The organism is Streptomyces sp. NPDC028910, assembly GCF_055564955.1.
Genome location: NZ_JBVHVF010000019.1, coordinates 126,336 through 138,466 on the forward strand (window position 1 = coordinate 126,336; position 12,131 = coordinate 138,466).

12 protein-coding genes are annotated in these 12,131 nt (G+C 71.0%); 4 read left to right on the top strand and 8 right to left on the bottom strand.

Annotation, left to right across the window (positions count from 1 at the left end; all coding sequences use genetic code 11):
* Window positions 1-4 precede the first annotated feature (4 nt).
* The 3 genes from ACZ4TV_RS23190 (at window position 5) to ACZ4TV_RS23200 (ending at window position 1,634) form a co-directional block, all read left to right on the top strand.
* The gene (locus ACZ4TV_RS23190) at window positions 5-418 is read left to right on the top strand and encodes a roadblock/LC7 domain-containing protein (protein WP_030037347.1); all 414 of its coding nucleotides are present in this window, start codon (window positions 5-7) and stop codon (window positions 416-418) included.
* A 93-nt stretch (window positions 419-511) separates the two neighbouring features.
* Window positions 512-1,066 (top strand): DUF742 domain-containing protein, encoded by a 555-nt coding sequence (locus ACZ4TV_RS23195; RefSeq protein WP_468136644.1) that lies wholly within the window; start codon window positions 512-514, stop codon window positions 1,064-1,066.
* A complete protein-coding gene (locus ACZ4TV_RS23200) occupies window positions 1,047-1,634 on the top strand; it encodes a GTP-binding protein (protein WP_073911148.1) in 588 nt (195 codons plus the stop codon). The genes ACZ4TV_RS23195 and ACZ4TV_RS23200 overlap by 20 nt, the downstream gene beginning before the upstream one ends.
* 181 nt (window positions 1,635-1,815) lie before the next feature.
* On the opposite strand, the gene ACZ4TV_RS23205 is transcribed toward ACZ4TV_RS23200, so the two are convergent.
* Together ACZ4TV_RS23205 and ACZ4TV_RS23210 are read right to left on the bottom strand one after the other, a co-directional pair.
* Complete coding sequence (locus ACZ4TV_RS23205; RefSeq protein WP_468136645.1) at window positions 1,816-2,016, bottom strand: acyl-CoA carboxylase subunit epsilon; 201 nt, start codon at window positions 2,014-2,016, stop codon at window positions 1,816-1,818.
* A gap of 23 nt (window positions 2,017-2,039) precedes the next feature.
* Window positions 2,040-3,623: an acyl-CoA carboxylase subunit beta gene (locus ACZ4TV_RS23210; RefSeq protein ID WP_468136646.1), complete on the bottom strand. Its 1,584-nt coding sequence runs from the start codon at window positions 3,621-3,623 to the stop codon at window positions 2,040-2,042.
* Between the two features lie 271 nt (window positions 3,624-3,894).
* Between ACZ4TV_RS23210 and ACZ4TV_RS23215 the strand changes: the two genes are divergently transcribed.
* Entirely contained in the window at window positions 3,895-4,506 is a 612-nt protein-coding gene (locus tag ACZ4TV_RS23215; protein ID WP_468136647.1) for a YceI family protein, read from the top strand.
* Window positions 4,507-4,567: 61 nt separating this feature from the next.
* Here ACZ4TV_RS23215 and ACZ4TV_RS23220 read toward each other — a convergent pair whose 3' ends face one another.
* The 6 genes from ACZ4TV_RS23220 to ureA all read right to left on the bottom strand — a co-directional run bounded on the left by ACZ4TV_RS23220 (window position 4,568) and on the right by ureA (window position 12,115).
* On the bottom strand, window positions 4,568-5,911 hold the full coding sequence (locus ACZ4TV_RS23220; protein WP_468136649.1) for a hypothetical protein: 1,344 nt from the start codon (window positions 5,909-5,911) through the stop codon (window positions 4,568-4,570).
* A 56-nt stretch (window positions 5,912-5,967) separates the two neighbouring features.
* Complete coding sequence (cimA, locus tag ACZ4TV_RS23225) at window positions 5,968-7,596, bottom strand: citramalate synthase (protein WP_468136651.1); 1,629 nt, start codon at window positions 7,594-7,596, stop codon at window positions 5,968-5,970.
* Window positions 7,597-7,917: 321 nt separating this feature from the next.
* Window positions 7,918-8,550, bottom strand: coding sequence for a TetR/AcrR family transcriptional regulator (locus ACZ4TV_RS23230; RefSeq protein ID WP_468136652.1), 633 nt, complete (start codon window positions 8,548-8,550; stop codon window positions 7,918-7,920).
* 29 nt (window positions 8,551-8,579) lie between these two features.
* On the bottom strand, window positions 8,580-9,614 hold the full coding sequence (locus tag ACZ4TV_RS23235; protein WP_468136653.1) for an agmatine deiminase family protein: 1,035 nt from the start codon (window positions 9,612-9,614) through the stop codon (window positions 8,580-8,582).
* An 18-nt stretch (window positions 9,615-9,632) separates the two neighbouring features.
* Window positions 9,633-11,366, bottom strand: coding sequence for an urease subunit alpha (locus tag ACZ4TV_RS23240; protein ID WP_468136654.1), 1,734 nt, complete (start codon window positions 11,364-11,366; stop codon window positions 9,633-9,635).
* On the bottom strand, window positions 11,363-12,115 hold the full coding sequence (gene ureA, locus ACZ4TV_RS23245; protein WP_468136655.1) for an urease subunit gamma: 753 nt from the start codon (window positions 12,113-12,115) through the stop codon (window positions 11,363-11,365). Before ureA ends, ACZ4TV_RS23240 begins: the two co-directional genes overlap by 4 nt.
* Window positions 12,116-12,131 lie beyond the last annotated feature (16 nt).

Here is a 12,131-nt window from a genome sequence, read left to right on the forward strand (position 1 = left end):
CCCGATGAGCCAGGCGGCACAGAACCTGAACTGGTTGATCACCAACTTCGTGGACAACACCCCAGGGGTGTCCCACACGGTGGTGGTCTCCGCCGACGGCCTTCTTCTGGCGATGTCCGACGGATTTCCGCGCGACCGCGCCGATCAGCTGGCGGCCGTGGCCTCCGGACTGACCTCGCTGACCGCCGGAGCTTCCCGCATCTTCGAGGGTGGCGCCGTCAACCAGACCGTGGTCGAGATGGACCGGGGATTCCTCTTCCTCATGTCCGTCTCGGACGGATCGTCTCTCGCGGTGCTCGCGCACCCCGAGTGCGACATCGGCCTCGTGGGCTACGAGATGGCTCTTCTGGTGGATCGCGCGGGCAGTGTCCTCACCCCGGACCTGCGCGCCGAACTGCAGGGCAGTCTTCTCAACTAGCAGACAGGCAGTGCGTTTCGCGCCATCGCACCATAGGGTGCGGTGGCGCGGTTCCACAGGGAGTACTGCGTACTTGGAGTCGGAGGAGGAAACGTGACAACACCCGGAGGACATCCTTATGGCGGCGCGCAGCAGCCGCAGGGTGGGCACGACCAGAACCGCTTCAACTTCCCCTCCGCGCCCAGCCGGCCCGTGCCGGAGCAGAACCCCTACCAGCAGCAGTACGGGCAGCCCCAGCAGCCTCAGCAGCCCCAGATGCCCCCGCAGCAGCCTCCGCGCGCCACGCGGCAGCCGGCTCCGAAGGCCCACAACCCGCTGGTGCGCCCGTACGCGATGACCGGCGGCCGTACTCGGCCGCGCTACCAGCTCGCCATCGAGGCGCTGGTCAGTACCACGGCCGATCCCGCGCGCCTGCAAGGGCAGTTGCCCGAGCACCAGCGCATCTGCCGTCTGTGCCAGGAGATCAAATCCGTCGCGGAGATCTCGGCACTCCTCTCCATTCCTCTTGGTGTCGCCCGCATCCTCGTCGCCGACCTGGCGGAGGCGGGCCTTGTCGCCATTCATCAGCCCGGCGGCGACGAGTCTGCCGGCGGCCAGCCAGATGTGACACTGCTCGAAAGGGTGCTCAGTGGACTTCGCAAGCTCTAACGGCGGAGCGGCTCCCGCTCGCTCCACCACCTCCGCGAAGATCGTGGTGGCGGGCGGCTTCGGCGTGGGCAAGACCACGTTCGTCGGCGCGGTCTCCGAGATCAATCCGCTGCGCACCGAAGCCGTGATGACCAGCGCCTCGGCCGGTATCGACGACCTCACCCACACCGGTGACAAGACGACCACCACCGTCGCCATGGACTTCGGCCGCATCACCCTCGACCAGGACCTGATCCTGTACCTCTTCGGTACGCCGGGCCAGGACCGCTTCTGGTTCATGTGGGACGACCTGGTCCGCGGCGCCATCGGCGCCGTCGTGCTCGTGGACACGCGCCGCCTCGCCGACTGCTTCCCCGCGGTCGACTACTTCGAGAACAGCGGCCTGCCCTTCGTCATCGCCCTCAACGGCTTCGACGGACACCAGCCCTACACCCCGGAGGAAGTCCGCGAGGCCCTGCAGATCGGCCCGGACGCCCCCATCATCACCACCGACGCCCGCCACCGCGCGGACGCCAAGAGCGCGCTCATCACGCTCGTCGAGCACGCCCTCATGGCCCGCCTGCGGTAGCAGCCCTGCCGCCACCGAAAGGCCCCTGTGTCACACGACGCGGGGGCCTTCGCCGTGGGCGGGTCCCTGGGACGTCCACGGCGCGGCCCCGGGCGTGCGAGGGGCGGCCGCGGGGCGTGCGTACCGTATGCGGAAGGCCCCGCACCCTGGACGGGTGCGGGGCCTTCGGACGCTCGGGGACTCAGCCCTGCCAGCTGTGCGGGGCGCGGAAGCCGGGGGTGCGCTCCAGGCGGCGCCAGCCGGCCTGGCGCGGCATGCGGACCGCGGTCTCCTCGGGTGCGGCGGCGGCGCGGGCGAGCAGGATCGCGGTGATCGCGGCCAGCTCCTCGGGCTCGGCGTTGCCCTTTTCGACGCGCAGCAGGGTGTCGGTGGCGTGGGTCATGGGGTGGCAGGTCTCCTTCGCGGTTACTGCGGCGGGTTGCCGTGCTTGCGGGACGGCAGATCGGCGTGCTTGTTGCGGAGCATCGCGAGGGCGCTGACGAGGACCTCGCGGGTCTCGGCCGGGTCGATGACGTCGTCGACGAGGCCGCGCTCGGCCGCGTAGTACGGGTGCATCAGTTCGGCCTTGTACTCCTTGACCATGCGCACGCGCATGGCCTCGGGGTCCTCGGCGTCCGCGATCTGCTTGCGGAAGATGACGTTGGCCGCGCCCTCGGCGCCCATCACGGCGATCTCGTTGGTGGGCCAGGCGTAGGTGAGGTCGGCGCCGATGGACTGGGAGTCCATGACGATGTACGCGCCGCCGTAGGCCTTGCGCAGGATCAGCGAGATCCGCGGGACGGTGGCGTTGCAGTACGCGTACAGCAGCTTGGCGCCGTGGCGGATGATGCCGCCGTGCTCCTGGTCGACGCCCGGCAGGAAGCCGGGGACGTCCAGCAGCGTGATGATCGGGATGTTGAAGGCGTCGCAGAGCTGGACGAAGCGCGCGGCCTTCTCGGAGGCGTGGATGTCCAGGACGCCGGCGAGGTGGCCGGGCTGGTTGGCGACGATGCCGACGACCTGGCCGTCCATCCGTGCCAGGCAGCAGAGGATGTTGCGGGCCCACCGCTCGTGGATCTCCAGGACGTCGCCCTCGTCGACGAGTTCCTCGATGACCTTGAGCATGTCGTACGGGCGGTTGCCGTCGGCGGGCACCAGGTCCAGCAGGACCTCGCTGCGGCGGTCCGCCGGGTCGCTCGTCTCGTGGACGGGCGGGTTCTCGCGGTTGTTGGAGGGCAGCATCGAGATGAGGTAGCGGACCTCGGAGATGCAGGTCTCCTCGTCGTCGTACGCGAAGTGCGCGACGCCCGAGGTCTCGGCGTGCACGTCGGCGCCGCCGAGGCCGTTCTGGGTGATCTCCTCGCCCGTCACCGCGCGGACCACGTCCGGACCGGTGATGAACATCTGCGAGGTGTCCCGGACCATGAAGACGAAGTCCGTGAGGGCCGGGGAGTACGCGGCGCCGCCGGCGCACGGGCCCAGCATGACCGAGATCTGCGGGATGACGCCCGAGGCCTTGGTGTTGCGCTGGAAGATGCCGCCGTAGCCGGCGAGGGCGGAGACGCCCTCCTGGATACGGGCGCCGGCGCCGTCGTTCAGGGAGACCAGCGGGGCACCGGCCGCGATGGCCATGTCCATGATCTTGTGGATCTTCGTGGCGTGGGCCTCGCCCAGGGCGCCGCCGAAGATGCGGAAGTCGTGCGCGTAGACGAAGACCGTGCGGCCCTCGACCGTGCCCCAGCCGGTGATGACACCGTCGGTGTAGGGCTTCTTGGACTCCAGGCCGAACCCGGTCGCGCGGTGGCGGCGGAGTTGTTCGACCTCCTTGAAGGAACCTTCGTCGAGGAGCAGCGCGATGCGCTCACGGGCGGTCAGCTTGCCCTTGGCGTGCTGGGTCTCGGTCGCGCGGTCACTGGGGCCGCGCCGCGCCTGCTCGCGCAGGGAGTGCAGCTCGGCCACGCGCCCGCGGGCGTCCGTCGGCTCGCTCGGGGTCTGGTCCACAACGGTCATGTACCGACCTTACGAAGATCGCGATGAAAAACCTCCGTTCATTCCGCACAGTCTCGGGAGTCTTCCGCTGTCCGGCCCGCACAGAACGACCGGGGGATGTAAGGACTCCGCCAGATGGAGCCCTCGCCCTTTGTGAGATTTTCACAAAATGGCCTGACACTCCGCCTAGATGTTGAAATTTGAACGAAAGGGGTCTAGCGTCCTTCTCGTGAGGTCGTTGAAGATTCAACATCCTCGCCCCACCGAGCAGGACACTACCGAGGAGGAAGCCATGGGTCTCTTCACCCGCCGCAGCCAGACCACCCCCACCGCCGCCGTCGCCACGCTGGACGTGGACCCGGCGCTCGCCGCCCTCACCGGCGACTACGTCATCGACGCGGCCCACAGCAGCATCGGCTTCACCGTCCGCCACGCCATGGTCACCAACGTCCGCGGCACCTTCGCGGAGCACGAGGGAACCCTGCACCTGGACGGCGCCGACCCGGCCCGCTCCACGGCCTCCATCGATGTCAAGATCCCCTCGGTCAGCACCGGCATTGCCGACCGCGACGCCCACCTGCTGGGCAGCGACTTCTTCGACGCCGAGCTCTTCCCGCTGATGACCTTCCGGTCCACCGAGGCGCGTCAGCTCGGCGGTGACCGGTACCGCGTCACGGGCGAGCTGACGATCAAGGACGTCACGCGACCGCTCTCGATCGACCTGGAGTTCACCGGTTCCGCCAAGGACGTCTACGGCAACGAGCGCGTGGGCTTCGAGGGCGCCGCCGAGATCCTGCGCTCCGACTGGGGCCTGACGTGGAACGCCGCACTGGAGGCCGGCGGCGTGATGGTCAGCGACAAGGTGAAGCTGACCTTCGACATCTCGGCCATCAAGCAGGCCTGACCGGCGGACCCGCAGACCTGCGGACCTGCGGACCTGCGGACCTGCGGACTTCTGGGGGCGGCTAGAAGCCGCCCCCGCCGTCGAAGCCTCCGCCCCCGTCGAATCCGCCGCCGCCGAAGTCCGACGGGTTGAAGTCGGCCCCGGAGACGTCCCCGCCCTCGAAGCCGCCGCCCATGTCACCGCCGTAGTCCGCGGCGTAGGCGGGGCTGGACATCATCGAACCGAGCATCGTGCCCATGAGCAGACCGGGCAGGATGCCGCCGCCGAAGTAGCCGCCCGCCCAGGGCCCGTACGCCGGGCCGGCGTCGTAGTACGGCCGGGGCCCCTGCGCGGTGTCGACCGTACGGACCGCCGGGTCCAGGCCGTCGCGCACCCGTACGGCGTCCGCCGTACAGACGGGCACGGTACGGGCCGCCCCGCCGGCCGGAGCCCAGGTGGCGTCCTCGGTGCTCGGCCCGTGGCGCGGGTCGAAGAAGCAGGGAAGGCGGCGCTCGGGCACCGGCTGCCCCTGGCGGCGCGCGTCCAGGCAGGCCAGGGCGTACCGGCCGTCCTCCAGGGCCTGGGTCGCGCCCTTGACCTCTTCGGGGTACTGGACCGAGGCCATGATCTGCTTGGCCTTCTCGTACGAGTCGAGCCCCTGCTCGTAGTCCTTGCGCATGGCGTCGTCCGCGCCGGGTTCGCCGGGGTGGAAGTCGAGGCGGTCCAGCTCCTCGCCGAAGGCCGTGATGTCCTCGTCTACGACCACCCGGAGCCGCTCGATGGCCTCGCGCCGGGTCTCTTCCTTCTTCTTCCGGTTGCGCCGGACCAGCGCGTACGCGCCGCCGCCGCCGATCGCGGCCACCGCGCCGAGGGTGATCAGCCCGCCGACCGGGACCTCGTCGTCAGCGCCGGTGGTGCCCCAGGAGGCGGGGGCGCCGCCCTTGACCTGGCTCAGGGCCTGGTCCACGAAGTGGTTGAGCTGGGTGCTCGCGTCCACCGGGGTACCGGTCTTCACGGCCTCGGTGAGGTTGCGGACGGCGTTGCCCGGCATGACCGCCCGGTCGGCTCCGGCGTTGAAGCCGTCGCCGAGCCGGATCGCGTAGAGCCCGGTGATGCCGGTCTCGGCGCGGACGGCGCCGAGCACCTTGTCCTCGGGGAACTCGGCGGTGGCCGGCAGCACGGCGACGAACACCGGCTTCCCGGCGTCCTTGATCTTCTGCTCGAGCGCGTCCGCCTCGGCCGGGGGCAGCTGCGCCTCGGCTCGGGGGTCGACGTAGACCGGGCCCTCCTTGAGGGCCTCTCCCACGGCGGCGACTCCGGTGGCGGCGGACGCCTGCGGCGCGGCCACCAGGGCGCCCGTCGACAGGGCCAGCAGCAGACCGGCCAGCAGCGATCCACAGCGAACGGATATCAGCCTGGTCCTCATATCCACGACGCTACCCGAACCGGTACTTTCCTGCGTAAACAGGACATAAGCCCGAACTACTCGGCCGGTTCCACGCCCGCGTGGAGGAGGCCGTACGTGAACGCGTCCTCCAGGGCCTGCCAGGACGCGGCGATCACGTTCGGGGCCACGCCGACCGTGGACCACTCGCGGACGCCGTCCGTCGTGGCGATCAGCACGCGGGTCGTGGACTCCGTGCCGTGCGTGCCCTCCAGGATGCGGACCTTGTAGTCGACCAGCTCGAACTTGGCCAGTTGTGGGTAGAACCGCTCCAGCGCCACCCGCAGCGCCCGGTCCAGCGCGTTGACCGGGCCGTTGCCCTCGGCCGTGGCGACGATCCGCTCGCCCTTGGCCCACAGCTTGACCGTGGCCTCGTTGGCGTGGGTGCCGTCCGGGCGGTCCTCGACGATCGCCCGCCAGGACTCGACGCGGAAGTACTTGCGGGCCCGGCCCTCGGCCTCGGCGCGCAGCAGCAGCTCGAAGGAGGCGTCGGCCGCCTCGTAGGTGTAGCCCTGGAGTTCGCGCTCCTTGACCCGCTCCACGACGCGGGAGATCAGCGCGCGGTCCCCGTTCAATTCGACGCCGAGCTCCTTGCCCTTGAGCTCGATGGAGGCGCGGCCGGCCATGTCGGAGACCAGCATCCGCATGGTGTTGCCGACCCGCTCGGGGTCGATGTGCTGGTAGAGGTCCGGGTCGACCTTGATGGCCGAGGCGTGCAGGCCCGCCTTGTGCGCGAAGGCGGAGACGCCGACGTACGGCTGGTGCGTGGACGGGGTGAGGTTCACGACCTCGGCGATGGCGTGCGAGATCCGGGTCATCTCGGCGAGCGCGCCCTCGGGGAGCACCTTGCGCCCGTACTTGATCTCCAGGGCGGCGACGACGGGGAAGAGGTTGGCGTTGCCGACGCGCTCGCCGTAGCCGTTCGCCGTGCACTGGACGTGGGTGGCGCCGGCGTCCACGGCGGCCAGGGTGTTGGCGACGGCGCAGCCGGTGTCGTCCTGGGCGTGGATGCCCAGCCGGGCGCCGGTGTCGGCGAGGACGGTCGCGACGGTGGCCGTCACCTGGGCGGGAAGCATGCCGCCGTTGGTGTCGCAGAGGATGACGACGTCGGCGCCGGCCTCGTGGGCGACGCGTACGACCGACTTCGCGTACTCGGCGTTGGCCCGGTAGCCGTCGAAGAAGTGCTCGCAGTCGACGAAGACGCGGCGGCCCTGGCCGACCAGGTAGGAGACGGTGTCGCGGACCATCTCCAGGTTCTCGTCGAGGGTGGTGCGCAGGGCGAGCTCGACGTGGCGGTCGTGTGACTTGGCGACGAGCGTGATCACCGGGGCGCCGGACTCCAGCAGGGCCCGCACCTGCGGGTCCTGGGCGGCCGAGCCGCCCGCCCGCCGCGTCGCGCCGAAGGCGACCAGCTGGGCGTTCTTGAAGTCGATCTCCGCGCGGGCGCGGGCGAAGAACTCGGTGTCACGGGGGTTGGCGCCGGGCCAGCCGCCCTCGATGAAGCCCACTCCGAAGTCGTCCAGATGCCGGGCGATCGTCAGCTTGTCGGCGACGGTGAGGTTGATGCCCTCACGCTGGGCGCCGTCGCGCAGGGTGGTGTCGAAGACGTGGAAGCTGTCGTCCACGCCCCCTGACAGCACAGTTGCCGCCTCTGGTGTCGTCGTCATGCTGATCTGACTCCTGTCGGATGAGTGGTTCCGGATGCCCGCCAAAGGGGCAGGCCGCCGTCACTGCCCCCATCATCGCGCGCGGCCCGGTCCCGGCAGGGATGGTCCGGGAAACGAAAAAACCTCTCGCGGGTAGCGAGAGGTCTGCGCGCGGGTCCGAGGCACGGTGGCCGCTTCCGCGAAGTTCTTCCACGGTTCAGCGGCCACTGGGGACCGGCGCGCTGCTGGCGATAATCATGAGCTGAGCAGGCACGCTGGCAGTCTGCCACACCGCTCGCCGCGGATGGACAGGAATCTCACGATGCGGGCACCCTGCCCGCCTCAAGCGCCGACGGGGCTGAAATCGCCGAGGGTTTCGGTGAGGAACTCGTGGACGTGGGTCAGGATGGCTGACCGGTCCAGCGTCGGCAGACCCACCGCCAGCTGGATGCTGAATCCGTCGAGCAGGGCCCGGATGCGGGTCGCCACGCGTTCGGCGTCCACCGGACGGAACTCCCCGCGCGAGATGCCCTCGGCGAGCAGCGCCACCAGGTCGCGGTGCCAGGCCCCCTCGATGGCCGCCTGCCGGTCGCGTTCCTCGGGGCCGGCGTTCTGGGAGCGGTTCCAGACCTCCAGCCACAGCGTCCAGTGCGGGTCGCGGGCCCGCGTGGGCACGTACAGGTCGACGTACGCCCGCAGGCGCTCGGCCACCGGACCGCGGCGGGACAGCAGTGCCCGCCGCTCGTCGCCCAGTTCCGCCTCGCTCCACTCCAGGGTCTGCAGCAGGAGCTCGTCCTTGCTGCGGAAGTAGTAGAGGAGGTGGCCGCTGCTCATGCCGACCTCGCGGCCCAGACCGGCCATGGTCAGGCCTTCGAGCCCGCGCTCGGCGATCGTGGCCATGGCGGCGACGAGTACGTCCTCGCGCGGGGGCGCGTTCTTGCGCGCCGCCCGTACCGGTACTCCACCCGCCGCCATGAGCCCACTCCTCGTCCGGATCCCGAAGGTCAGACCTTCGGCTGCTGCTGGGTGATGCAGTGGATACCGCCACCCCCGGCGAAAATCGTACGTGCGTCAACGAGGGTCACGGTCCGCTCGGGGAACAGTCCGCGGAAGATCTCGGCGGCCTCTTCGTCGCGCGGGTCGTCGAAGGCGCACAGCACGACACCGCCGTTGCACAGGTAGTGGTTGATGTAGGAGTAGTCCACCCACTCCCCGTCCTCCTCCAGCACGGTCGGCGCGGGGATCTCCACGACCTCCAGCTGCCGGCCCCGGGCGTCGGTGGACGCCCGCAGGATGGCCGCGATGGTCTTGCAGCGCTCGTGGTCCGGGTGGGCCGGGTCGGGCTGGGTGTGCACCATGACGACGCCGGGGCGGGCGAAGGCGGCGACGATGTCGACGTGGCCCTGGGTGCCGTAGGTGCCGTAGTCGCCGGCCAGGCCGTACGGCAGCCAGATCGCCTTGGTCGTGCCGAGGTGGGCGTGGATCTCGGCCTCGACCTCCTGGCGGGTCCAGCCGGGGTTACGGCCCTCGCCCAGCTGCACGGTGTCGGTGAGCAGGACGGTGCCCTCGCCGTCGACGTGGATGGCGCCGCCCTCGTTGACGAGCGCGGTGCTGAACGTACGGGTGCCGACCACGTCGGAGACGTGCCGGGCGATCTTCGAGTCGTGGTCCCAGCGGGCCCACTCCTGGGCGCCCCAGCCGTTGAAGGTCCAGTCGACGGCGGCGAGCTCACCGGCGTCGTTGGTGACGAACGTCGGGCCGATGTCGCGCATCCAGGCGTCGTCGAGCTCCTGCTCGATCAGCTCGATGTCGTCGCCGACGATGGCGCGGGCGCTGTCCGCGTCGCCCGGGGAGACGACGATGGTCACCGGCTCGTACGAGCGGACCGCGCGGGCCACGGCGCCCCAGGCCTCGCGGGCCTCGGCGAGCTCCTGCTCGTTGGTGAAGGTGGGGTTGGGGCTGGGCCAGGCCATCCAGGTGCGCTCGTGGGGGGTCCACTCGGCCGGCATCCGGAATCCGTCGTTGGCGGGCTTGGTCATGAGGCGTCCTTACAGCTCTTACAGGAAGTACAGGCGGTTGAGGAAGACCGATTCGGCGGCTTCGGAGCGCAGCGGTTCTCCGTCGAGGGAGACGAGTCCGCTGCGCGCGTCCACATCGACCGCGCCCACCCGGGAGTTGAGGAGCAGGTCCCCGGGGCCGATCCCACGGGTGCCGCGGACGGCGACCCTGCGTCGGCGGGTGGGCATCTCGTCGCTGCCCAGGGCCGCCGCGGCGGCCGAGACGAAGGCGACGGAGATGTCGGCGGCGGTGGCCCCGTACGAGCCGAACTGCGGGCCGAGGACCAGCGGTTCGCAGGTGTCGGTGGCCGCGTTGGGATCGCCGGTGACCCCGTACGCCGGGAAGCCGGACTTGAGGACCAGCTGCGGCTTGGCGCCGAAGAACTGCGGGCGCCACAGCACGATGTCGGCGAGCTTGCCGACCTCGATGGATCCGATCTCATGGGCGAGGCCGTGGGCGATGGCCGGGTTGATGGTCAGCTTGGCCATGTAGCGCAGGACGCGGGCGTTGTCGTCGCCCTCGCCGTCACCGGCCAGCGGGCCGAGCTCCCCCTTCATCTTGGCGGCCATGGCGAAGGTGCGGCGGATGGTCTCCCCCGCGCGGCCCATGCCCTGGGCGTCGGAGGACGTGATGCCGATCGCGCCCAGGTCGTGCAGGACGTCCTCGGCGCCCATGGTGCCCGCGCGGATCCGGTCGCGGGCCATGGCGGCGTCGCCCGGGAGGTCGGGCTTGAGGTCGTGGACGGAGACGATCATGCCGTAGTGCTCGGCGACGGCGTCCCGGCCGAAGGGCAGGGTGGGGTTGGTGGAGGAGCCGATCACGTTCGGCACGCCCGCCATCTTGAGCACGTTGGGGACGTGGCCGCCGCCGCAGCCCTCGATGTGGAAGGCGTGGATGGTGCGCCCGTCCAGGACCCGCAGGGTGTCCTCGACGGAGAGGCACTCGTTCAGGCCGTCGCTGTGCAGGGCGACCTGTACGTCGTACTCCTCGGCCACGCGCAGGGCGGTGTCCAGGGCGCGGGTGTGGGCGCCCATGTCCTCGTGGACCTTGAAACCGGAGGCCCCGCCCTCGGCCAGCGCCTCGACGAGGGGCGCGGCGTCCGAGGAGGAGCCGCGGGCGAGGAATCCGATGTTGACGGGCCAGGCGTCGAAGGCGTTGAAGGCGTGCTTCAGCGCCCACGGGGAGTTGACGCCGACGCCCCAGACCGGGCCGAACTCCTGGCCGATGACCGTGGTGACACCGGCGGCGAGCGAGGCCTCCATGATGCGCGGGGAGAGCAGGTGGACGTGGGTGTCCACGGCGCCGGCGGTGGCGATCAGGCCCTCGCCGGAGACGATCGAGGTCCCCGTGCCGACGACCACGTCGACCCCGTCGAGGGTGTCGGGGTTGCCGGCCCGGCCGATCGCGTGGATGCGGCCCTCGCGGATGCCGATGGAGACCTTCCGGATGCCCAGCACGGCGTCGATCACCAGCACGTTGCTGATCACGACGTCACAGGTCTCGCGGACGGCCGCGGCCTTCAGGTGCAGACCGTCGCGGGCGGTCTTGCCGAAGCCGGCGAGGAACTCGTCGCCGGGCTTCTGGGCGTCGGACTCCACCCGGACGGTGAGCCCGGAGTCGCCGAGCCGCACCCGGTCCCCGGCGCGGGGGCCGAAGACGGAGGCGTACTCGTGCGGGTCGATGTGCCGGCTGCCCGGCGCACAGTGGTCGCTGTGCGGGGTCTTCTTGCTCACGCCTGGTCTCCGTCCGCGTGCTCGGTGGTGCCGGGGGTCTGGCCGGCCGGGCCGTCGGCCCCGGGCGCCTGCGCGCCCAGGTAGCCGCACGCCGCCGCCCTCGCCAGCGCCTGCGCCTTCGCTCCGGGGGCGTCCAGGGGGCCGTCGACCAGCCCCGCGAAGCCGATCGCGACGCGCTCGCCGCCGATGGGCACGAGGCCGACCTCGCCCTCGCCGTGGGGGTCGAACCGTACGGACGAGCCCGCCGGCACGCACAGCCGCATCCCGTAGGCCGCGGCGCGGTCGAAGTCGAGCCGCGGGTTGGCCTCGAAGAAGTGGAAGTGGGAGGTGACGCTCACCGGCACGGCGGCGGTGTTGCGCACGTGCAGGTGCACGGCGGGCTCCGGCTGGGGGACGCCGGGGCCGGGGACGACCGCGCCCGGGGCGTCGTCTCCGAGCGACACCGCGCCCTGGATGGGGGACGAGACCACCGCGAGGCGGGATCCGTCGTCGAAGACGGCCTCCACGTGCACCTCGGTGACCACGTCCGCGACGCCCGGCAGGACATCGTCCGGGCCCAGCACGCTCCGGGCCTCCTCGATGGCCTCCGCCAGCCGCTTGCCGTCGCGCGCGGCCTCGCAGACCGTGTCCGCGATCAGCGCGGTGGCCTCCGGGACGTTGAGCTTCAGGCCCCGGGCCCGTCGGGCCCTGGCCAGTTCCGCAGCGCTGCGGAGCAGCAGCCGGTCGCGCTCCGTAGGGGTCAGCCGCACGCCGATCCACCACCTC

Excerpts from the sequence above, each read along its gene's own strand:
- ACZ4TV_RS23230 (WP_468136652.1), bottom strand. The coding sequence starts at position 8,550 with ATGGCGGCGGGTGGAGTACCGGTACGGGCGGCGCGCAAGAACGCGCCC.
- ACZ4TV_RS23215 (WP_468136647.1), top strand. The coding sequence starts at position 3,895 with ATGGGTCTCTTCACCCGCCGCAGCCAGACCACCCCCACCGCCGCCGTC.
- ACZ4TV_RS23220 (WP_468136649.1), bottom strand. The coding sequence starts at position 5,911 with ATGAGGACCAGGCTGATATCCGTTCGCTGTGGATCGCTGCTGGCCGGT.
- cimA (WP_468136651.1), bottom strand. The coding sequence starts at position 7,596 with ATGACGACGACACCAGAGGCGGCAACTGTGCTGTCAGGGGGCGTGGAC.
- ACZ4TV_RS23235 (WP_468136653.1), bottom strand. The coding sequence starts at position 9,614 with ATGACCAAGCCCGCCAACGACGGATTCCGGATGCCGGCCGAGTGGACC.
- ACZ4TV_RS23190 (WP_030037347.1), top strand. The coding sequence starts at position 5 with ATGAGCCAGGCGGCACAGAACCTGAACTGGTTGATCACCAACTTCGTG.
- ACZ4TV_RS23205 (WP_468136645.1), bottom strand. The coding sequence starts at position 2,016 with ATGACCCACGCCACCGACACCCTGCTGCGCGTCGAAAAGGGCAACGCC.
- ACZ4TV_RS23210 (WP_468136646.1), bottom strand. The coding sequence starts at position 3,623 with ATGACCGTTGTGGACCAGACCCCGAGCGAGCCGACGGACGCCCGCGGG.